Genomic DNA, 20,157 nt, shown 5'->3' with positions numbered 1-20,157 from the left:
TCCCCGGTCAAGGATCGCGGTCAGCCCGCGATCACGCCACCGCATGGGCGATGGCGCATTGCTTCCAGAGCACGGACAGCGCCTCGACCAGGTGGTCGATGTCGGCGTCCTCGTGCAGGGGCGAGGGCGTGAAGCGCAGCCGCTCGGTGCCCTTGGGCACCGTGGGGAAGTTGATCGGCTGCACGTAGATGCCCCAGTCGTTCATCAGGATGTCCGCCAGCATCCGGCATTTCACCGGATCCTTGATCATCACCGGGATGATGTGGCTGGGATTGTCCATGTGCGGGATGCCGCGCGCGTCCAGCGCGGCGCGCAGGCGGGCCACCTGCCGCCGCTGGCGCAAGCGCTCGGTGTCGCTCTGCTTCAGGTGCCGGATCGAGGCGCGCGCCCCCGCGGCCACCGCCGGCGGCAGCGCCGTCGTGAAGATGAATCCGCTCGCGAAGCTGCGGATGAAATCGCACAGCGGGGCCGAGCCGGTGACGTAGCCGCCCATGCAGCCATAGGCCTTGCCCAGCGTGCCCTCGATCAGCGTGATGCGATCGGCCAGTCCCTCGCGCTCCGAGATGCCGCCGCCGCGCGGGCCGTAGAGGCCCACCGCATGCACCTCGTCGAGGTAGGTCATCGCGCCGTGCTTCTCGGCGACCTCGACGATCTCCTGCATGGGGCAGATGTCGCCGTCCATCGAGTAGACGGACTCGAAGGCCACGATGCGCGGCGCGTTGGCGGGCAGGGCCGCGAGCTTGCGGTCGAGGTCCTCGGGATCGTTGTGGCGCCAGATGACCTTCCGGGCGCGGGAATGGCGGATGCCCTCGATCATGCTGGCGTGGTTGAGCGCATCCGACAGGATCACCGCGTCGGGCAGGCGGCTGCCCAGCGTCGAGAGCGCCGCCCAGTTCGACACGTAGCCCGAGGTGAAGAGCAGCGCCGCCTCCTTGCCGTGCAGGTCGGCGAGTTCCCCCTCGAGCTGCACGTGCTGGTGGTTGGTGCCCGAGATGTTGCGCGTGCCGCCGGCGCCCGCGCCGCAGCGGTCGATGGCCTCCTTCATGGCCTCGCGCACCACCGGGTGCTGGCCCATCCCGAGGTAGTCGTTCGAGCACCAGACGGTGACCTCGTCGGGGGCGGCCTCGTCGCAGGACCGGGCGCGGGGGAAGGCGCCGCAGCGGCGCTCCAGCTCGGCGAAGATGCGGTAGTTGCCGTCCTGCCTCAGCGTGTCGAGCTGCGCGGTGAACATGGCGTCATAATCCATGGGATCCCTCCGGTCGGGCCGTCTCTTGCGGCTGTTTGGGCGCGGGAAGCATCCAGCGCCAGAGTTTCGCGTCGGGCAGCGGCAGCACCATCAGCCAGTGCTCGAGCAGGGCAAGCGCGGTGAGCGCGGCAAGCAGCGCGTAGCCGGTCGTCTCGCCCGGTGTCGTGGCGGCCCCGAGGCGGTGCAGCCAGAGCGCGCCCGCGCCGGTGAGCGCGGTGATCGAGAGCGGGAAGACCCAGTTCAGCCGCGACACGCGGAAGTGGCTGGCAAGATGCGCCAGCGCGCCGGGCAGGAACTCGGTGTTGATGTGCGGCACGCCGAAATAGAGGTTCAGCTTGGCCGAGACCCGCGCGCCGTAGAGCACGGCAAAGGTCCAGAACCCGAAGGCGGGCGCGGTGCCCTGTCCGTGGGTCCAGAGCGCGATGAGCAGCGCCAGAAGCAGCATCTCGTGGTAGGCCACGGTGCCCCAGGCGCGGATGAAGCGCTCCCATTCCGGCAGGTGCGGCGGGCAGGGGCGCAGGTTGGGCCCGGTCACGAGGCCGGTCAGGAAGGCCAGCTCGACCCAGGCCCAGATCGCCAGCGCCGCGAGGAAGGCGCCGTAGACCGCCGCGGGTCCGCTGCCGCCCAGCGTGGCGTGGATGCCCCAGAGCCCTGCGCCCAGCAGCGGCAGCGCCGCCAGCGTGCAGGCCAGCGGCGCGCGGCGCCCGGCGCGCTCGGCGTGGCGCACGGCCAGCAGGATCGCCCCGGTGAGGAACCACCAGAGGAACAGGGCGACGAGCGCGGCAATCCAGGGGCTCGCGGTCATGCGCCGCGCGCCCCCGGTGCCGCGCCAGGGCTTCTATGCGGGCGCCGGCTCAATAGGCCGGCTCCATGCGCGGGCTCTCGGGCACGCGGTGCTTCTTTGCCGGGATCATGTAGAGCGCGGCAAAGGCCGTCGCCGCGCGGGCCCGTGCCGTCATGCGCCCGAGGAAGGCGCCCAGGCCCGACTTGTCCGTCGCCGCCGCGAGATCGGCATTGGCCTTCTGCAGCCGCTTGAGGCCGGCGGTCCAGCGCGGGTTGTCGATGTCGAGCGTGATCGGGAAGACCTGCGTCGAGATCGCCGAGGTCTTGGTGAAGACTTCGTGCCCGTACCAGTCGGGATCGACGCCGAGTGCCTCGTGGAAGGCCGGGCGCTGGTGATCGCGCACGTACATCGTGGCGAAGACCGCCGTGAGGAAGAACTTGATCCAGAGCACGTTGACGCCCGAGGTCAGCTTGGGGTCGGTCTTCATCAGCAGCGCGAAGGCCTCGCCGTGGCGGAACTCGTCGTTGCACCACTCCTGGAACCACTTGAAGATCGGGTGGAAACGATGCTCGGGATGCGCCTCGAGGTGGCGGAAGATCGTGATGTAGCGGGCGTAGCCGATCTTTTCCGACAGATAGGTGGCGTAGTAGATGAACTTCGGCCGGAAGTAGGTGTATTTCTTGGAATTCGTGAGAAACCCGAGGTTCACCGCAACGCCCGCCTCACGCAGGGCGTCGTTGATGAAGCCCGCGTGGCGTGCCTCGTCCCGCGCCATGAGCTGGAAGAGCTGCGTCACGTCGGGGTTGGCCCCGCGCCGCTTCATCTCCTTGTAGAGCACGCAGCCCGAGAACTCGGCCGTGCAGGAGGAGATCAGGAAGTCGATGAACTCCTTGCGCAGCTCCGGCTCCATGTTCTCCCAGTCGACCTGGTCCCAGTCCTCGTTCTTGCGGAAGTGCCCCTTGTTGGGGTCCGCGACCATCTCGGCGATGAGCGCGTCCCAGTCGGCGCGCACGGGGGTCACGTCGATCGCGTCCAGTTCGTCGAAATCGGTGGTGTAGAACCGCGGCGTGAGCAGCGTGTTCTGCATGGCGACGGCGGTGGCCGCCGCGCTGTCCATCTTCGCCTGCGCCTCCTGGATGGCGAGACCCTCCTCGGCGGTGGTGGCGTCGGCGGTGTGGGTCGGGGGTAGGGTATGGGCGTTCACAGCGTGGCCTCCTCGGAGAACGAGAATTCGCAGAGCTCCATGACCTCGACGTCGCCGGTCAGGCGGGTCCAGAGCTGTTCCAGCTTCGAGGCGCGCACGATCGTCGCCTGCCGCGCCTCGCGCACGATCTCGCCGAAGGGCGCCATGATCTCGGGGCCCTGGACGCGCACCTCGTCACCGGGGTTCACGGTCGCGCCGTTGTCGAAGCGCACGTGCGCGTGCAGGCTCTCGAAGCAGTGACTGACCTCCACCGTGCAGGGCGCGTGTTCGATTTCCTTGGTAAGCCATCCCATCATTGGCCTCCTTCCGGTTGGGCCAGGAGCCGTGCGAAGGCCCTGGCGTTGTCCGCGCCGAACCCCATGAGGTCGGCGCTCCACCCCGTCGCGGGGTCGTGGATCGAGACGCGGCCCGAGCGGTGCCCGAGCAGCGTGACCGGCCCGTCGAGCGGGACGCGGTGGTTGATGCGTTCGCGGCGGATGACCCGCCAGACGCCCGAGACGAAGCCGCCTTCCTCGGGGCCGAGCTCGGCGATCGGCCGGCCATCGGGGGCCGTGACGCTGGCTGCGCCCGAGAGGTCGCCCGAGAGGATCACGCTGCGCTCGACGGCGATGTCGCCCTGCGGCGGGGCCGCGATCACCGGGCGGTCGGTCAGCCGGTAGAGCGTCACCAGCGCCAGCACCGACAGCACCAGCGCGCCCACGGCGCGGACCAGAGCGCGGGGCACCAGCTCGGTGTCGCGGGGGCGGTGTCGGCGGGGCGTGGCGTCGGCGTGGATCATCGCGGGGCCTTCCTCATTCGGCCGCGAACGGCGCCGGTTCGGGCCGGCGGTCGATCTGCGGGGTGGAGATCCGCGCCTCGGCGGCCTCGGACAGGACGCGCGCGACGTTGGCGGCGTCGGGAATGCAGCGCAGCGCGGGCTGCGGCTCGCGCAGGCGCCAGGGCCGGACGTGCGGCCAGCAGACGAGAAACGACAGCCGCGTGTCGCCCATCAGCTCCAGTGCGATGGTGCCGGTGCCGTCGCGCCGCAGCGCGAGCCCCGCGCCCGCGACCTGCCGGAAGGGCAGGTTCAGCGTCAGCGTCAGCGCGGCGCCGATGCGCATGGCAACGCGGCGGTTGGTGATCGTGTAGACCGTGGCGCGTGCCTGGACGAAGGCCACCAGCCAAAGCAGCGCGCAGACCACGGCGCCCATCAGGACGAAGGGCGTCGCCCCCGCCAATGCGGTGCCCGCCGGTGCCTCGGACAGCATCGCGCCGAAGCGCCATGCCGCCAGCAGGCCGAAGTAGCCCGCGACCCAAGGCAGGTTCAGAGCGTCCCGCGCCAGCGCGAAGGCATCGGGCCGGCCCTGCCAGAGGATGACCTCCTCCTCGGGCAGGCGCTCGGGCAGGCCGGGGACGGGCTCGAAGGCGAAATCGTCGTGGCTCATGGCGTGCTCCTCTCCGTCAGCCCCACTTGGGCTCCAGCCGCGCCTCGCTCGCGTAGAGCGTGCCGCCGGCGTAGTAGCCCGCGATGCGGTCCTCCTCGAGCAGGGTCACCTGCCGGGGCGAAGCGTGTTTCGGCACGCCCGCGAACTGGTGGGCGTAGAGGCTGCGCACCCGCACGCGGTCCTTCCGGATCCGCGTCATGGTGATCGGCACCAGCCGCGTGCCGCCGCCGTGCGCCGTGTCCAGCTCGTACTCGAGGTAGCGCACCAGCTGCTCGGGCTCGTCGATCCACATGTCGGTGACCACGCCCACGGCCTCGCCGTCGCCCGAGACCAGGGGCAGCCCGCGCGGGTCGCGTCCGGCCGAGACGCGGACCTGCTCGATGGCCGACATCGGGACGATCTTGGGATGCCCCGCGCCGTCCAGCTCCGGCACGTCGCGGCGCGGCGCCCAGGAGGCCGGGCCGACCCCGTCGGTCATGGCATCGCCCGTGGGTTCGAACGGGAAGCCGTTGCCCGCCGCCGTCTTGGCCAGCGCCAGCTCGGCGCGGTCCGGGTTCTGGCCCGAGGGCACCGTCAGCGTGCCGCGGCCGTGGGGCAGCACGAAGGTCTTGTCGTCGGGGACAGGGAACAGGCCCTGGTTGGCCGAGGCGCGCCCGTCGTCGTCCTCGAGCGGGTAGCCCTCGCGCATGTTCTCGCGCTGGAGATACCAGATCAGCAGCGCGAAGAAGATCCAGAAGAGCCAGAGCGCCACGCTGGCGAGGTCGACCTCTGCGAAGAATGTTCCGGTCATGGGTTCGGTCCTTTCCGGGTGGCGGCGTCAGGTTGGGAACTCGGCGAGGCCGAGCCGCGCCGGTCCCTCCTTGGTTCGGGTGGCGGCGCGCGCCCGGCGCATCAGCGACCCGAAGGCCGCGAGCGTCACGAAGAGCAGCGCGATCTCGATGTGGTAGACGACGGAATAGCCGGTGGCGTGGCTGTCCAGCGCGGCGCCCCAGGCGCCCGATGTGGCCATGGCGTCGACCGCGTCGCGGATGCCGCCGCCGAAGGCCACGGCCAGCCCTGCGGCGGTGGCCTGCGCCGCGCCCCAGGCCCCGAGCGCGAGCCCGTGCCCGGCGCGGCCCGTGGCGGGCAGGGTCATCGCGGCGGTCAGCGTGGCCACCGCGAAAAGGCCCGCGCCGAGCCCGATCAGCGTGGCGCCGGCAAAGAACAGCGCGGCCGAGCCCATGGGGGCGGCGAAGATCACCGTCGAGAAGGCCGCGATGCCGGTCAGCAGCCCGCTCGCCGCGATGCGGTAGGGATCGCGCCCCCGTGCCAGCCTCCGCCCGGCGAGGACGAACCCCGCCAGCGCGCCCAGGGCGTAAACCGCCGTGAGCAGCGTCGTGGAGGAAACCGAGAGGCCCAGGATCTCGCCGCCGTAGGGCTCGAGCAGCACGTCCTGCATGTTGAAGGCCATGGTGCCGAGGAAGACCACCGCGAGCAGGCGCCCGGCGGTACCTCCCGCCAGCAGGTCGGCCCAGGCGTCGCGGAAGCGCGGGCGCGGGGCGGCGCGTTCGGCGCGGCTCATCGGGCGGACCTTCTCCTGCTTCCAGAGCGCCACGAGGTTCAGCGCGATGCCGACGACGGCGGCGCCCTGCACGACACGGATCAGCGCGAGCGGGGTGAAGTCGCTCAGCAGCCAGCCCACGATGACCGCCGAGACCGCCATGCCCAGCAGGAACATCACGTAGAGCAGCGCCACCACGCGCGGGCGCGTCTCCTCGTCCGCGCGGTCGGTCGCCAGCGCCAGCCCGGCGGTCTGCGTCATGTGCAGCCCCAGCCCGGTCATCAGGAAGGCCAGCGCGGCCAGCACCTCGCCGGCCCAGTCCGGCCCGACGACCTGCTGCCCCGAGAGCACGAGCAGCGCGAAGGGCATCACCGCGAGGCCGCCCATCTGCCAGAGCGAGCCGAACCAGAGGTAGGGGATGCGCTTCCAGCCGATGGCGCTGCGGTGGGTGTCCGAGCGGAAGCCCAGAAGCGCGCGCATCGGCGCGATCAGCACCGGCAGGGCGATCATCACGGCGACCACCGTGGCGGGCACCGAAAGCTCGACGATCATCACCCGGTTCAGCGTGCCGAGCAGCAGCACCGTCGCCATGCCGACAGAGACCTGGAAAAGTGACAGCCGCAGGAGCTGCGCCATGGGCAGGCCCTCGCTCGCCGCGTCGGCGAAGGGCAGGGCGCCCAGCGGCAGCTTCGACAGCATGGCGCGGCCGGGGATCATGGCGCGTACTCCATCGCCTGCGAGATGTAGAAGCCGCTGCGCACCCGGCCGAGGTCGCTCAAGCGGCCCGGCGCGCGCTGCGCCCGCAGCGCCGCGGCCAGCGCGGCGGGGTGATGCGGCACCATGCGCGGCGAGCGGTCGCCGCGCGGAAAGAGCTTGCCCGCGCTCCACATCGCCATCAGCAGCGGCGTGCGCGGGGCGACGGTGAAGACGACGCTGTCCCGCGTCCGTGACCCCAGCCCCGCCAGCGCGTGGGCCACGTCGCGGCGGCGGTAGTAGAGCAGGCTGTCCATCGCCATGACGTGATCGAAGCGGCCCAGCCCCGCGTCCAGCATGTCGCCCGCGCGGAAGTCGACCTGGGCCCGCAGGGCCTCGGGCAGGCGCCGCGCGGCGATCTCCACCAGTGCCGGCGATATGTCGACGGCCACCACCTCGGCGCCGCGCTCGGCCAGCGCGCGGCTCATCTGCCCGGCGCCGCATCCCGCGTCCAGCACCCGCGCGCCGCACAGGTCATCGGGCAGCCGCCCCAGCATCCGTTCCCGCATCTCGTCGCGCCCCCGCCGCACCGTCTCGCGGATGCGCGAGACCGGCGCCTCGCTGGTCAGCCGCTCCCACTGGCGGGGCGGGGGGGGGGCGAAGTATGTCTCGACGCGGGTGAGGGTGCGGGCGTAGCTCATCCCCGTGGCCTCCCCGGAAGGCGCCGCACCGGATGCGTGTTGTGCACGGCGCTCTCCATCAGTCGAACCCCAGCAGCTCGAAGATGTCGCGATCCTCCATCGGCGCCGGCGCCAGCGGGTCGGTGCCGCGCCAGAGCGCCTCGGCCAGGCGCAGGTATTCGGCGCGGCAGGCCTCGATGTCGGGCTCGTCGGCCATCTCGAAGAGCGTCTTCTTCTTGAGCCGCGAGCGGCGGATGGCGTCGACGTCGGCCATGTGCGCGATCCGGCGGAACCCGACCTTGCCGCAGTAGCGGTCGACCTCGTCGGTGTCCTTCGAACGGTTGGCCACGCAGCCCGCCAGCCGCACCTTGTAGTTCTGCGACTTGGCCTGCACCGCGGCGATGATCCGGTTCATGGCGTAGATCGAGTCGAAGTCGTTGGCCGTCACGATCAGCGCCCGGTCGGCATGCTGAAGGGGCGCCGCGAAGCCGCCGCAGACCACGTCGCCCAGCACGTCGAAGATCACCACGTCGGCGTCATCGAGCATGTGGTGCTGCTTCAGAAGCTTGACGGTCTGGCCCACGACGTAGCCGCCGCAGCCGGTGCCGGCGGGCGGCCCGCCCGCCTCGACGCACTGCACGCCGCCCCACCCCTCGGTGACGTAGTCCTCGGGGCGAAGTTCCTCGGCGTGGAAATCCACCTCCTTGAGGATGTCGATCACCGTGGGCTGAAGCCGCCCGGTGAGGGTGAAGGTGCTGTCGTGCTTGGGATCGCAGCCGATCTGCAGCACTCGCTTGCCCATCCGGGCGAAGGCGGCCGAGAGGTTCGACGAGGTGGTCGACTTGCCGATGCCCCCCTTGCCGTAGACCGAAAAGACCTTGGCCCCCTCGATCCGAAGCTCCTCGTCCTGGTGCACCTGCACCGATCCTTCGCCGTCCTGTCCCCGCAGAACGGGTATCTCGTCGCGCGGGCTCATGGCATGTCCTTTCCGGGCCGCATCGGCGCGGACCCCTTGGTGGTGGGAATGCCCCCGCCTTGCGGGGGCGCGGCGCGGAGCCGCAGGGGGAGGGAGCGTGTCCGGGTCATTCCGCGGCGACCCCCTCCATCCGGTCTTCGAGTGCATCGGCCGCGTCGCGCAGTGCCGCGACGGTCGCCGCGTCGGGCTGCCAGTAGGCGCGGTCGTGGGCCTCGAGCAGGCGGTTTGCCATGCGCGAGGAGGCTGTCGGGTTCAGCGCCGCCATCCGCTCGCGCATCTCGGCGTCCAACACGAAGGTCTCCGAGATCCGCTGGTAGACCCAGGGCTCGACCTGGCCGGTCGTGGCCGACCAGCCCATGACGTTGGTCACATGGCTCTCGATCTGGCGGACGCCCTCGGCGCCGTGGCGCAGCAGCGCCTCGTGGAACTTCGGGTTGAGCGAGCGCGAGCGCGTCTCCAGCGCCACCTGCTCGGCCAGCGTGCGCACCTTGCCGGCGCCGCGCGTGGTGTCCGAGATGTAGACCGCCGCCTCCTGCCCGCCGCGGGCGCGCTTCACCGCGCGCGAGATGCCGCCCAGCGTGTCGAAGTAGTGATCCACCGTGGTCACGCCCAGCTCGACGGACTCGAGGTTCTGGTAGGCCAGGTCCACCGTCGCCAGCGAGGCCTGCAGCAGCGCGCCATTGCGCGCGGCCTTGCCGTCGATGCCGTAGGCAAAGCTCTTGCGGCTTTCGTAGCTGTCGGCCAGCTCGTCCTCCTCGGCAAAGGCCGAGGCGTCGACCAGCATGTTGACGTTGGACCCGTAGGTGCCCTCGGCGTTGGAAAAGACGCGCAGGGCAGCGGTCTGCAGGTCGCAGCCGGTGCGTTCGGCATAGGCCGTGGCATGGGCGCGGACGAAGTTGCGCTCGGGAGGTTCGTCGGCCGACGCGGCCTTGAGCGCGGCCTCGGCCAGCAGGCGGGTCTGCAGCGGCAGCAGGTCGCGGAAGATGCCGGAGAGCGTCATCACCACGTCGATCCGCGGACGGCCCAGCTCTTCGAGCGGGACCAGCTCGGCACCGCAGAGCCGGCCGAAGCTGTCGAAGCGCGGCCGTGCCCCGATGAGCGCCAGCGCCTGCGCGATGGCGGCGCCGTCGGACTTGATGTTGTCCGAGCCCCAGAGCACCAGCGCGACGGAGCGCGGCAGCGTCCGGTGTGCCTCTAGCAGCAGGCGGGCCTGCGCCTCGCCCTCGCGGCAGGCGAATGCGGTGGGCATGCGGAAGGGGTCGAAGGCGTGGATGTTGCGCCCGGTGGGCAGGATCTGGGGCGACCGGATCAGGTCGCCGCCCGGCACCGGCGGGGTGAAGCGGCCCTCGAGCGCCGCCATGAGCGCCGGGATCTCGGTGTCTTCCTGCAGCATCGCGTCGGTCCGGGCGCGGGCCTCGGGGCCTGTGTCCGCCATGAGGTCGAGGTAGCCCGCCCGCGCCTCGGCGCTCATCGGCGCTCCGACGACGTGCAGCCCCTCGGGGATCAGCGCCGCCTCGGTGTCCAGCAGCGTGAGCCAGAGCGCCTCCGGGTCGGTGCCGTGGAGGTCCACGGCCTCGGCCTGTTCCGCGATCAGTGCGGCGATCTCGGCACGTTCCGGCGCCTCGGGCGCGGCCTCGCGCCAGCGGGTCAGGCTCTCCTTCAGTTCGGCCAGCCCCTTGTAGAGCCCCGAGGCCGCGAGCGGCGGCGTCAGGTGCGACACGGTGACCGCGTTGGCCCGGCGCTTGGCGAGGGTTGCCTCCGAGGGATTGTTCGCGGCGTAGAGGTAGACGTTGGGCAGATCGCCGATCAGCCGGTCGGGCCAGTCCGCGCCCGAGGGTCCGGCCTGCTTGCCGGGCATGAATTCGAGCGCGCCGTGCATGCCAAAGTGCAGCAGCACGTCGGCGCGGAAGGCTTTCCGAAGCCAGAGATAGAACTGCGCGAAGGCATGGGTCGGCGCGTGGCCACGCTCGAACATCAGGCGCATCGGGTCGCCCTCGTAGCCGAAGGCGGGCTGCAGCCCGACGAAGACCTTGCCGAACCGCGCGCCCAGCACGAAGACGCCGGTGCCGTCCGACTGCTGCCGCCCGGGGGCGGGCCCCCACTGCGCCTCGATCTCCGGCAGCCAGGGCGTGCCCGCGACGATGTCGTCGGCGGGGACATGGGCGGCGACGTTGGCCTCCTGCCCGTATTGCGCGGCCGAGCCGCCCAGCACCGCCTCGCGCAGCGCCTCGACCGTCTCGGGCGGGCTCACGTCGTAGCCGCGCGCGGCCATGGCCTGCAGGGTGTTCAGCAGCGAGCGGAAGACGTCGAGATGCGCAGCGGTTCCTGCGGCGCCCGCGTTGGGCGGGAAGCCGAAGAGCACGATGCCGACGCGACGCTCGGCGACCTCCGAGCGGCGCAGCGCGACGCGGCGGGCCATGCGGTCGGCCAGCGCCTCGATCCGTTCGGGGCAGGGGGCCATGGCGCGCCGGGTGCCCTCGGGGCGGCAGGCTCGGGCGCAGCCGTCGCAGCCCTCGGCGCCGTGGCGTCCGGCAAAGACCGTGGGGGTCGTCGCGCCGTCGAGCTCGGGCAGGGCGATGAGCATGGTCGTCTCGATGGGCCCCAGCCCCTGCGCCGAGCCGGCCCACTGGCCCAGCGTCTGGAATTCCAGCGGGTGCGCGGCGACGTAGGGCACGTCGAGCGGGCTCAGCAGGTCGATGGCGGCGTCGTTGTCGTTGTATGCGGGGCCGCCAACCAGCGAGAAGCCGGTGAGCGAGAGCAGCGCGTCGATCCGTGCGCTCCGCGCGTCGCGGAAGTAGGCCTCCACCGCGGGTCGCCCGTCGAGCCCGCCCGCGAAGGCCGGCAGCACGCGCAGGCCCCGCGCCTCGAGCGCGCGGATCGCCGCGTCGTAGTGTGCGGTGTCGCCCGAGAGCACGTAGCTGCGCATCATGAGCAGACCGACGGTGCCTGTCGTCCCCTCGCGTGCGGGAAGTTCGGCGGCATCGGTGGCGATGCGGCCGGGCAGGTCGGGATGGTAGAGGCCGGTCTCGGGGTAGTCCAGCGGCGCCGGGGCGCCCACGCCGCACCAGTCGGCGTGACGGCAGTAACGCGAGATCAGGAAGCGGACCATGGCCTCGATGTTGTCGTCCGAGGCACCCAGCCAGTATTGCATGGTCAGGAACCAGGCGCGCAGGTCCTGCGCCTTTCCGGGGATGAGCTTGAGGAGCCGGGGCAGGCGCCGCAGCATCCGCATCTTGCGTGCGCCGTTGTCGGCCTTGCCCGACCCGCCGCCGCCGCGCAGCTTCTTCAGCAGCTTGCGCGTGCCGCTTTCCGGCGCCTGCATGTCGAGCGTGCCCATCCGCGTGAGCTTCACGATCTGGGCGTCGGCGATGATGCCCGCCATGGCGTCGCAGTGCTCGCGCCGCGCCTCGAGGTCGGGGCGGATCGCGGCGATGTGCTCGTCGAGGAAGATGAGGCTCGCGATGACGATGTCTCCGCGCGCGATGGCCCGCCGCGCACGGTCGAGCGCGCCCGGATCCTCGCCCCATTCCGCCGCCGGGTGGATCGAGATCTCGAGGCCGGGGAAGTCGGCCGCCAGCCGCTCGGCGGCGCGGGCGCAGGGGCCGGCGGCGTGGGAGTCCAGCGTCAGGATCACGACCCGGTAGGGCGCAGGGATATGGGCGTCATCGCGCATAATGGGCCTTGGCCTCGTAGAGGGTGTCGACGCCGATCTCGTGCAATCCGCGCTCTGCTGCGAAGCTCTCGGTGTTGCGGCGCGCCTTGCCGCGCACGAAGAAGGGCACCTTGCGCAGCTCGCGCTCGGCCTCGTCGAGCCAGATCACCTCGCCGCCTTCCGGCGCGGCGGGGGCTTCGCCCCCGGCCCCTGGGCGGTCCACGGACCGGTGGGCCTGCGCGCCGTGATGGCTGGGCCCGGCCTCGTCGTGGAACTCGAAATCCTCGCGGAACATGTGGAGCAGGTGTTCTTCGAGGCCCATGACCAGCGGGTGCACCCAGGTGTCGAAGATGACGTTCGCGCCCTCGAGCCCCATCTGCGGGGCATAGCGCGCGGGGAAGTCCTGCACGTGCACCGGCGCGGAGATCACCGCGCAGGGAATGCCTAGGCGCTTGCCGATGTGGCGCTCCATCTGGGTGCCGAGGATCAGCTCGGGGGCGAGCCGGGCGATGGCCTCTTCGACATCGAGGTGATCGTCGGTGACGATCGCCTCGAGCCCCATCTCGCGGGCCAGCGCGCGCACCGGGCGCCCCGCCTCGCGGTTGTAGCAGCCGAGGCCCACGACCTCGAAGCCCATCTCGTCGCGGGCGATTCGGGCGGCGGCGGTGACATGGGTGCCGTCGCCGAAGACGAAGACGCGCTTGCCGGTCAGGTAGGTGGAATCCACGCTGGCCGAGTACCAGGGCAGGCGCAGGCGGGCCTCGTCCAGCGCCGGGGTAACGCCGGCGAGCGCCGCCACCTCGGCCACGAAATCGCGCGTGGCGCCGACACCGATCGGCACCGTTCTGGTGAAGGGCTGGCCCAGCTCGCGTTCCATCCAGCGGCAGGCGCTTTCACCGGTCTCGGGATACATCAGCACGTTGAAATGGGCCGCGCCCAGCCGCGCGAGATCCTCTGGCGTCGCGCCGTAGGGGGCGACGACGTTCACGTCCACGCCCATGTCCGACAGCAGCGCCGTGACCTCGGTGATGTCGTCGCGGTGGCGGAACCCCAGCGCGGTCGGGCCGATCAGGTTGGCCGAGACGCGCGCCGTGCGCTCTATCGGCCGCGCCAGCGCGCGCACCAGCCGGAAGAGCGTCTCGTCGGCGCCGAAGTTCTCCTTGCGCTGGTAGCTGGGCAGTTCGAGCGGGATCACCGGCACCGGCAGGCCCATGGTCTCGGCCATGCCGCCGGGGTCGTCCTGGATCAGCTCGGCGGTGCAGGAGGCGCCCACGATCATCGCCTGCGGGCGGAAGCGGTCGTAGGCCGCCTGGCATGCCTCGCGGAAGAGGTTCGCGGTGTCCGAGCCCAGATCGCGAGCCTGGAAGGTGGTGTAGGTCACCGGCGGACGGTGGTCGCGCCGCTCGATCATGGTGAAGAGCAGGTCCGCATAGGTGTCGCCCTGCGGCGCGTGCAGGACGTAGTGCAGGCTCTTCATGGCGGTGGCGACGCGCAGGGCGCCGACATGCGGCGGGCCCTCGTATGTCCAGACCGAGAGCTTCATTCCGCCGCCTCCAGCCGGAGCGCGGCGCGCCGGCGCAGCGGGCGCGAGAAGAGCCCGGCGAGATCGCCCGCCTGCTCGTAGAAATGCACCGGGGTGAAGACCAGCTCGATCGCCCACTTGGTCGCCAGCCCCTCGGCCTCGAGCGGATTGGCGAGCCCCAGCCCGCAGACCGTGAGGTCGGGCCGCGCGGCCCGGCAGCGGTCGAGCTGGCGTTCCACGTCCTGCCCCTCGGCCAGCACCGGGCCCTCGGCCAGCAGGTCGAGGTCGGGGCCGACCACGCGGCGGTGGATGTAGGGGGCGGCGACCTCGACGGCCTCCATCCCGCACTCGCGGGTCAGGAAACGCGCCAGCGGGATCTCGAGCTGGCTGTCGGGGAAGAAGAAGACCGAGCGGCCCTTCAGCCCCTCCGAGGCCCGGGCCACGGCGCGGCGGGCGCGGGCGCGGGGCGCTTGTGTGACGGCGTCGAACCGCGCGGGCTCGACGCCGAATTCCCGTGCCACGGCGCGAAGCCACAGGGTCGTGCCTTCCTCGCCGAATGGGAAGGGCGCGGGAATGTGACGGGCGCCGCGCCGCTCCAGCGCGGCGAGCGTGCCGCCCAGGAAGGGCTGCGTGAGCGCGAATACGGTGTTCGGACCGATGGCGCAGTCGTCCTCGGCGCGGCGGGCGGGCAGCACGCGCACGGGCCCTATGCCGAGCTCGGCCAGCAGGGCCAGTGCCTGATCCTCGACCACGTCGGGCAGGGCACCGACCAGCAGCAGCTCGCGCGCCTGCGTTTCGGGCAGGGCGGGCACCATGGCGGCAAGGCAGGCATCCTCGCCCTCGGTGAAGGTGGTCTCGATGCCGGAGCCGGAGTAGTTCAGCACCCGCACCTGAGGGCCGTAGCGGGCCGAGAGCCGTTCGGCCGCGCGGGCAAGGTCCAGCTTGATGACCTCGGAGGGGCAGGAGCCCACGAGAAAGAGCTGACGGATGTCGCCGCGCCGCGCGAGCAGGCGATCGACCTCGCGCTCCAGCTCGGCCTGCGCGTCGGCCATGCCGGCCAGGTCCGTCTCCTCGAGGATCGCGGTGCCGAAGCGCGGCTCGGCGAAGATCATGACGCCCGCGGCCGACTGCAGCAGGTGCGCGCAGGTGCGTGAGCCCACGACGAGGAAGAAGGCGTCCTGCATCTTGCGGTGCAGCCAGATGATGCCGGTCAGCCCGCAGAAGACCTCGTGCTGGCCGCGCTCGCGCAGCACCGGGGCGTTGCGGCATCCGGTCTCGGGGGCGGCCGCGCAGCTCATGGCGTCACCGCCGCCTGCAGCCGCGCGGTGCGCAGCTTCAGCAGGAACTGCCCGGCATTGACCGCGTAGGCGGCATAGGCCGCGAGCGCGAGAACCATGAGGCCCGCTGGCGTCAGCGCACCGGCGAGCAGGGTCCAGAGATAGGCCGCGTGCAGCGCGATGACCCCGAAGCTCACCACGTCCTCCCAGAAGAAGGCCGCGGCGAAGAGGTATTGCCCGAAGACCACCTTCTCCCAGATCGCGCCGGTCACCATGATGAGGAAGAGCACGCCGGTCTTGGCGACGATCGACAGCGTCGCGGCGGCGTATCCCTCGCCGGTGGCGAGGAAGCGCAGCACCAGCGCGAGCGAGATCAGAAAGACCAGGAACTGCGCCGGCGCGAGGATGCCCTGCACGGTGGTCCATACGCTGGCGTCCCGCCGCGCGCGCTGCGCCTCGGTGTAGAGGGCCGGGCGGGCCTGTCCTGTCGACGCACGCTGTATCATGGAGCCCTCGCCAGTCTGCCTATGACTGGATGCTAGGGGCTGGGCTTCAAAAGTGTCAACATAAATTTACACACGGATGCGGCGAAGGCTGTCAGTCGATCTGTACGATGAAATGCCAGCCATTCTGACCCTTTGCAGTATCGCCTGCTTGGCCATGCGATGCATGAAATTTATTACGGACGCGTTTCCAGTGCGTTGGGGTCGTATTCCTTCGCGCGTATGTCAACAAAAATTGACAGGCGCCAATGACGGGTGCAGACTGACCCAACTCCGCGCTGAGATCGTAAAAGACCGAAAGGCAATATCCACTGTGTCCGGGGAGGGGCCAATGGGTAACATGAATGATCACGACGGCTCCGGTGTTCAGCCGGAGCGGGCGCCTGCGATCCGCTTTCTCGTGGAGTCCGCGCTGCGCAAGGTGAACTCCAGCCGCGCGGGCCAGACACCGCGCCATCGCGGCGAATGGGTCGAGCTTTTCGTCGAGGCGCTGATGTCGGAGTCCGAGACCAGCCACAAGAGCGTGCTCGCCTCGCTGATGGCGAACGGGATCGGCAGCCAGGAGCTCTACGACTACTACGTGCCCGAGGCGTCGCGTCGGCTGGGCGAGCTCTGGGTCAAGGACCGGGCGAGCTTTGTCGACGTGACGGTCGGCGCCGCGCGGCTGCAGGCGCTGTTCCGCAATCGCCCCGACGGCGCCTCGGGCCGTTTCGACCGGTCCATTCCGCTGGGCGAGAGCTTCCTGATGATCGTGCCCACCTTCGAGGATCACTCGCTGGGCGCCTTCGTGGCCGCCGACCAGCTCAGGCGGCACGGGGTCTGGGTGCATATGGGCATCGGCATGTCGCCGCAGGAACTTGTCGACTTCATCGGGGCGCGTCGTTTCTCGGCCCTCGGGATTTCCGCCGCGACATGGAATACGCTTGAAAAGGTGACCGAACTCGTAGATTACTGCCGGTCGAAACTGGATCACGTCCCGCCGGTTGTCGTCGGAGGTCGCGCCGTCTCGCACTACGCGAAGGTGACCGAGAGGACCGGGGCGGATTTCGCGGTCAAGACGGCGAGAGAGGCGGTCGAGCGATGTGGTCTTTCGACGGTCGCGACAGAGCTTGATTTCGACGGGCCGAGATAGCGACACGAGCGCGGCGGCCGATGCGAGGAGCGAGACGTGACACGACAGGAGAGGACTCCCCAGCCTCTGAACGCAGGTGTCCTGCCGTCCAACGACAGTATTGCCAACCTGTTCGAGCAGGCCGCCGACATCGCGCTTCACGTCGATGGTGAGGGCGTCGTCGCCGGTATCTCCGTCAATCCCGACTGTCCCTCGCTGGGCTGCCTCGACCACTGGGTCGGCCGCCGGCTCGACGGCTTCCTGACCGAGGAGAGCCGCGTCAAGTTCTCCGAGCGGCTGACGGCCATGCGCGCCGATCCGGCCCGCGTGCCACGGCCGGTCGAGCTGAACCACATCGACAACGCCACCTGGGAATTTCCTGTCCGCTACACGCTGCACCGCGTCGATGGCGGCGACAGCATCCTGATGCTTGGCCGCGACATGCAGCCCATCGCCGAGATGCAGCAGCGGCTCGTGCGCGAGCAGATGGCGCGCGAGCGCGACCAGCAGAAGCTGCGCGGCGAGACCACCTTCTTCCGCGTCGTGCTCGAGGCCTCGGAAACGCCGCTGGCCATCGTCGAGCCGCAGAAGGGCCGCATCCGCGATCTCAACAGCGCCGCCGCGAGCCTGCTGGGCAGCAAGGTCGAGACCCTGTCCGGCAACGCCTTCGCCCAGGCCTTCGAGGGGCGCCGCCCGACCGAGTTCATGGAGACGCTGCAGGCCGCCGCCAGCGCCGAGGAACTGCGCGGGGTCGAGGCCATCGCGCGGCGCAACGGCCATGTGATCATGGTCTACCCCGAGCTTTTCCGGGCCGCGGGCGATCTCTACATGCTCTGCCGCCTTAACGAGGTGGACGAGGAGGGCGCCACGGGCCCCGAGGCCGCGCAGTTCCTCTCGGCGCTCTTCGCCGAGACCAGCGATGCGGTGGTCCTCACCGACAACCAGGGTGTCATCCGCGAGGCCAACGAGGCCTTCCTCGTGCTGGCCGATGCCGCGCAGCTGCGCGACGTGCGCGGGCGTTCGCTGGCAGACTTCCTCGTGCGGGGCGGGATCGACCTCAAGCTGATCCTCGAGGCCGCCTCCAAGAAGGGACGCATGCGCAGCTATTCCGCGCAGGTCGCCAGCGTCAACGGCACCCGCGCCGGGGTCGACATCTCGGCCGCGCGACTGATCCAGCGCGGCGGCGACCTAGGCTACGGCTTCATCATCCGCGATGTCACCCCGAACGAGATCTTCGACCCCGAGGCCGGCCACATGGCCGTCAGCGAAGAGGCCATGAAGAACGTCATGGACCTCGTCGGCACGGCCTCGCTGAAGGACCTCGTCTCGGCCACCTCTGACGTGATCGAGAAGATCTGCATCGAGACGGCGATCCAGCTCACCGGCAACAACCGCGTCGCCGCCGCGGAGATGCTGGGCCTCTCGCGCCAGAGCCTCTACGTCAAGCTGCGCAAGCACGGGCTGCTCTCGACGGATTCCGGCGACACCGCCGACTGAGGCGCGGCCGCGGCCGGGCGCGCCCGGCAGGTGATGCAGCATCATTCTCTCCCGCGATATGACGGTGTGCGTCCCGCCGGGTGAGAAAACGCTTTCCCGACTCCCGGATGTATAGTTTAATTGACACTATGAGTGTCACATCTGACTTACATTCCGCCCGGTCGACGCCGCACCCGCGCGCCGTGCTCACGCTGGTCAAGCCGATCACATGGTTTCCGCCGGTCTGGGCCTATCTCTGCGGCGTCGTCGCCTCGGGCGTGAGCCCCTGGTCCGCGCCGGGGCCGGTGCTGCTGGGCATGGTGCTGGCGGGGCCGGTCGTCTGCGGTATGAGCCAAGCGGCCAACGACTGGTGCGACCGGCATGTCGACGCGATCAACGAGCCTGACCGCCCGATCCCCTCGGGCGCGATCCCGGGTCGCTGGGGCCTCTGGATCGCGCTGGCGATGAGCGCGCTCGCGCTGCTGCTGGGCACCGCGCTCGGGCCCTGGGGCTTCGGCGCCACGGTCTTCGGCGTCGCGGCAGCCTGGGCTTACTCGGCGGAGCCGGTGCGGCTCAAACGGTCCGGCATTCTCGGGCCCGGCCTCGTCGGCCTCTGCTACGAGGGGCTGCCCTGGTTCACCGGGGCTGCCGTTCTGTCGGCGGGCGCGCCCGCGGCGCCGGTCGTGGCACTGGCGCTGCTCTACGCGCTCGGCGCGCACGGGATCATGACGCTCAACGATTTCAAGGCGCTGGAGGGCGACCGCCAGACCGGTGTGCGTTCGCTCCCGGTAACGCTGGGACCGGCGCGCGCGGCGCGTGTCGCCTGCTGGACCATGGCCCTGCCGCAGCTCGCCGTGGTGGCGCTGCTGGCGGGCTGGGACTGGCCCTGGCACGCCGGCGCCATCGCCGCGCTGCTGGCGCTGCAACTGGCCGCGATGCGCGTGCTGCTGCGCGACCCGAAGGGCCGCGCGCCCTGGTACAACGCGACCGGCGTATCTCTCTACGTCGGAGGCATGATGGTCGCGGCCTTCGCGCTGCGCGGGACGGGAGGATAGCGACATGGCCGGATGGATCACGATCATCCGCCTCGGACTGGTGCAGATGGCGCTCGGCGCCATCGTGGTGCTCACGACCTCGGCGCTGAATCGGCTCATGGTGGTCGAGATGGCGCTTCCAGCGGTGTTGCCGGGCGCGCTGGTGGCGCTGCACTACGGCATCCAGATCACGCGGCCCAACTGGGGGTTCCTCTCGGACGTCGGCGGCCGCCGCACGGTCTGGATCCTGCGCGGCATGGTTGCGCTGGCCCTCGGCGCGATGGGCGCGGCGGCAGGCGTGGTGCTCTTCGGGCAGGCCTTCGGGGCGGCGCTGGCGCTCTCGATCCTGTCCTACGCGCTGATCGGCCTCGGCGTCGGCGCCTCGGGCACCTCGCTGCTGGCGCTGCTTTCGGCGGTGGTGCCGCCCGAGCGGCGCGCGGCGGCCGCCACGATCACCTGGCTCATGATGATCGCCGGCATCGCCCTGACGGCGGCCGGTGCGGGGGCCTTCCTCGATCCCTATTCGCCGGCGCGGCTGCTGGTTATCGTGGCTGTCGTCGCGGGCGGGGCCACGCTGCTCTCCGCGATCGCCGTCGCGGGCATCGAGCGCCGCGCGCAGGGTGCCGCGCCCCGCCCGCAGGAGCGCACGCGCTTCCGCGAGGGTCTGCGCGAGATCTGGGCCGAGCGCCAGGCGCGCAACTTCACGGTCTTCGTCTTCCTGTCGATGACCGCCTATTTCATGCAGGAGCTGATCCTCGAGCCCTACGCGGGCCTAGTCTTCGGCTTCACGCCGGGCCAGTCGACCGCGCTCTCCGGCGCGCAGAACGGCGGCGTCTTCCTCGGTATGCTGACCGTCGGCATCGCCGCGACGGGTCTGCGCCTCGGCTCGCTGCGCGGCTGGGTCGCCGCCGGTTGCCTCGGCTCGGCCGCGAGCCTCGCCGCGATCTCGGCCTTGGGCGCCACGGGGCAGGGCGGCGCGCTGCTCGCCGCGGTCGTGGCGCTGGGGGTCTGCAACGGCATGTTCGCCGTCGCCGC

Annotated in this window: 18 protein-coding genes; 4 read left to right on the top strand and 14 right to left on the bottom strand. The window is 70.8% G+C overall.

Features of this window, described 5'->3' with window-relative positions; translation table 11 throughout:
* Window positions 1–31: 31 nt before the first annotated feature.
* The 14 genes from hemA to bchF form a co-directional block, all read right to left on the bottom strand.
* Window positions 32–1,246 carry a 5-aminolevulinate synthase gene (hemA, locus tag SALMUC_RS24935; RefSeq protein WP_020042501.1) on the bottom strand — a complete coding sequence of 405 codons (1,215 nt, stop codon included), beginning with the start codon at window positions 1,244–1,246 and terminating at the stop codon, window positions 32–34.
* Entirely contained in the window at window positions 1,236–2,051 is an 816-nt protein-coding gene (gene puhE, locus SALMUC_RS24930) for a putative photosynthetic complex assembly protein PuhE (protein ID WP_020042502.1), read from the bottom strand. The genes hemA and puhE overlap by 11 nt, the downstream gene beginning before the upstream one ends.
* A 49-nt stretch (window positions 2,052–2,100) precedes the next feature.
* A complete protein-coding gene (gene acsF / locus SALMUC_RS24925) occupies window positions 2,101–3,234 on the bottom strand; it encodes a magnesium-protoporphyrin IX monomethyl ester (oxidative) cyclase (RefSeq protein WP_021120963.1) in 1,134 nt (377 codons plus the stop codon).
* Window positions 3,231–3,527: a hypothetical protein gene (locus SALMUC_RS24920; RefSeq protein WP_020042504.1), complete on the bottom strand. Its 297-nt coding sequence runs from the start codon at window positions 3,525–3,527 to the stop codon at window positions 3,231–3,233. Before SALMUC_RS24920 ends, acsF begins: the two co-directional genes overlap by 4 nt.
* Window positions 3,527–4,012 (bottom strand): photosynthetic complex assembly protein PuhC, encoded by a 486-nt coding sequence (gene puhC, locus SALMUC_RS24915; RefSeq protein WP_020042505.1) that lies wholly within the window; start codon window positions 4,010–4,012, stop codon window positions 3,527–3,529. The genes SALMUC_RS24920 and puhC overlap by 1 nt, the downstream gene beginning before the upstream one ends.
* Before the next feature lie 13 nt (window positions 4,013–4,025).
* On the bottom strand, window positions 4,026–4,658 hold the full coding sequence (gene puhB / locus SALMUC_RS24910) for a photosynthetic complex putative assembly protein PuhB (RefSeq protein ID WP_020042506.1): 633 nt from the start codon (window positions 4,656–4,658) through the stop codon (window positions 4,026–4,028).
* Window positions 4,659–4,674: 16 nt separating this feature from the next.
* Entirely contained in the window at window positions 4,675–5,448 is a 774-nt protein-coding gene (gene puhA, locus SALMUC_RS24905; protein ID WP_020042507.1) for a photosynthetic reaction center subunit H, read from the bottom strand.
* A 27-nt stretch (window positions 5,449–5,475) separates the two neighbouring features.
* On the bottom strand, window positions 5,476–6,915 hold the full coding sequence (locus tag SALMUC_RS24900; protein WP_021120961.1) for a PucC family protein: 1,440 nt from the start codon (window positions 6,913–6,915) through the stop codon (window positions 5,476–5,478).
* Window positions 6,912–7,592, bottom strand: a complete 681-nt coding sequence (gene bchM / locus SALMUC_RS24895; RefSeq protein ID WP_020042509.1) for a magnesium protoporphyrin IX methyltransferase — start codon at window positions 7,590–7,592, stop codon at window positions 6,912–6,914. The genes SALMUC_RS24900 and bchM overlap by 4 nt, the downstream gene beginning before the upstream one ends.
* 58 nt (window positions 7,593–7,650) lie before the next feature.
* Window positions 7,651–8,547 carry a ferredoxin:protochlorophyllide reductase (ATP-dependent) iron-sulfur ATP-binding protein gene (gene bchL, locus SALMUC_RS24890; protein WP_020042510.1) on the bottom strand — a complete coding sequence of 299 codons (897 nt, stop codon included), beginning with the start codon at window positions 8,545–8,547 and terminating at the stop codon, window positions 7,651–7,653.
* 106 nt (window positions 8,548–8,653) lie between these two features.
* A complete protein-coding gene (locus SALMUC_RS24885; protein ID WP_020042511.1) occupies window positions 8,654–12,220 on the bottom strand; it encodes a magnesium chelatase subunit H in 3,567 nt (1,188 codons plus the stop codon).
* The gene (bchB, locus tag SALMUC_RS24880; protein ID WP_020042512.1) at window positions 12,210–13,742 is read right to left on the bottom strand and encodes a ferredoxin:protochlorophyllide reductase (ATP-dependent) subunit B; all 1,533 of its coding nucleotides are present in this window, start codon (window positions 13,740–13,742) and stop codon (window positions 12,210–12,212) included. The genes SALMUC_RS24885 and bchB overlap by 11 nt, the downstream gene beginning before the upstream one ends.
* Window positions 13,739–15,019 (bottom strand): ferredoxin:protochlorophyllide reductase (ATP-dependent) subunit N, encoded by a 1,281-nt coding sequence (locus tag SALMUC_RS24875; protein WP_020042513.1) that lies wholly within the window; start codon window positions 15,017–15,019, stop codon window positions 13,739–13,741. Before SALMUC_RS24875 ends, bchB begins: the two co-directional genes overlap by 4 nt.
* Window positions 15,016–15,504, bottom strand: coding sequence for a 2-vinyl bacteriochlorophyllide hydratase (bchF, locus tag SALMUC_RS24870; RefSeq protein WP_020042514.1), 489 nt, complete (start codon window positions 15,502–15,504; stop codon window positions 15,016–15,018). The genes SALMUC_RS24875 and bchF overlap by 4 nt, the downstream gene beginning before the upstream one ends.
* Window positions 15,505–15,832: 328 nt before the next feature.
* Here bchF and SALMUC_RS24865 point away from each other — a divergent pair, with 328 nt between their 5' ends.
* The 4 genes from SALMUC_RS24865 to SALMUC_RS24850 all read left to right on the top strand — a co-directional run.
* Window positions 15,833–16,633: a cobalamin B12-binding domain-containing protein gene (locus SALMUC_RS24865; protein WP_020042515.1), complete on the top strand. Its 801-nt coding sequence runs from the start codon at window positions 15,833–15,835 to the stop codon at window positions 16,631–16,633.
* Window positions 16,634–16,669: 36 nt separating this feature from the next.
* On the top strand, window positions 16,670–18,109 hold the full coding sequence (ppsR, locus tag SALMUC_RS24860) for a transcriptional regulator PpsR (protein ID WP_020042516.1): 1,440 nt from the start codon (window positions 16,670–16,672) through the stop codon (window positions 18,107–18,109).
* Window positions 18,110–18,237: 128 nt separating this feature from the next.
* A complete protein-coding gene (gene chlG, locus SALMUC_RS24855) occupies window positions 18,238–19,143 on the top strand; it encodes a chlorophyll synthase ChlG (protein WP_021120957.1) in 906 nt (301 codons plus the stop codon).
* 4 nt (window positions 19,144–19,147) lie between these two features.
* The coding region (locus tag SALMUC_RS24850) for a BCD family MFS transporter (protein WP_037372903.1) at window positions 19,148–20,157 on the top strand (1,010 nt) is incomplete at its 3' end.

Source organism: Salipiger mucosus DSM 16094 (assembly GCF_000442255.1).
GTDB classification, from domain to species: domain Bacteria; phylum Pseudomonadota; class Alphaproteobacteria; order Rhodobacterales; family Rhodobacteraceae; genus Salipiger; species Salipiger mucosus.
This window is presented reverse-complemented; position numbering and strand designations above follow the sequence as displayed.

Bases quoted from the DNA above. Each gene is read 5' to 3' on its own strand.
- puhC (WP_020042505.1), bottom strand. From the start codon at position 4,012: ATGATCCACGCCGACGCCACGCCCCGCCGACACCGCCCCCGCGACACC.
- SALMUC_RS24875 (WP_020042513.1), bottom strand. From the start codon at position 15,019: ATGAGCTGCGCGGCCGCCCCCGAGACCGGATGCCGCAACGCCCCGGTG.
- bchM (WP_020042509.1), bottom strand. From the start codon at position 7,592: ATGAGCTACGCCCGCACCCTCACCCGCGTCGAGACATACTTCGCCCCC.
- hemA (WP_020042501.1), bottom strand. From the start codon at position 1,246: ATGGATTATGACGCCATGTTCACCGCGCAGCTCGACACGCTGAGGCAG.
- puhE (WP_020042502.1), bottom strand. From the start codon at position 2,051: ATGACCGCGAGCCCCTGGATTGCCGCGCTCGTCGCCCTGTTCCTCTGG.
- SALMUC_RS24865 (WP_020042515.1), top strand. From the start codon at position 15,833: ATGGGTAACATGAATGATCACGACGGCTCCGGTGTTCAGCCGGAGCGG.
- bchB (WP_020042512.1), bottom strand. From the start codon at position 13,742: ATGAAGCTCTCGGTCTGGACATACGAGGGCCCGCCGCATGTCGGCGCC.
- SALMUC_RS24885 (WP_020042511.1), bottom strand. From the start codon at position 12,220: ATGCGCGATGACGCCCATATCCCTGCGCCCTACCGGGTCGTGATCCTG.
- SALMUC_RS24920 (WP_020042504.1), bottom strand. From the start codon at position 3,527: ATGGGATGGCTTACCAAGGAAATCGAACACGCGCCCTGCACGGTGGAG.
- bchL (WP_020042510.1), bottom strand. From the start codon at position 8,547: ATGAGCCCGCGCGACGAGATACCCGTTCTGCGGGGACAGGACGGCGAA.
- SALMUC_RS24900 (WP_021120961.1), bottom strand. From the start codon at position 6,915: ATGATCCCCGGCCGCGCCATGCTGTCGAAGCTGCCGCTGGGCGCCCTG.
- chlG (WP_021120957.1), top strand. From the start codon at position 18,238: ATGAGTGTCACATCTGACTTACATTCCGCCCGGTCGACGCCGCACCCG.
- puhB (WP_020042506.1), bottom strand. From the start codon at position 4,658: ATGAGCCACGACGATTTCGCCTTCGAGCCCGTCCCCGGCCTGCCCGAG.
- puhA (WP_020042507.1), bottom strand. From the start codon at position 5,448: ATGACCGGAACATTCTTCGCAGAGGTCGACCTCGCCAGCGTGGCGCTC.
- bchF (WP_020042514.1), bottom strand. From the start codon at position 15,504: ATGATACAGCGTGCGTCGACAGGACAGGCCCGCCCGGCCCTCTACACC.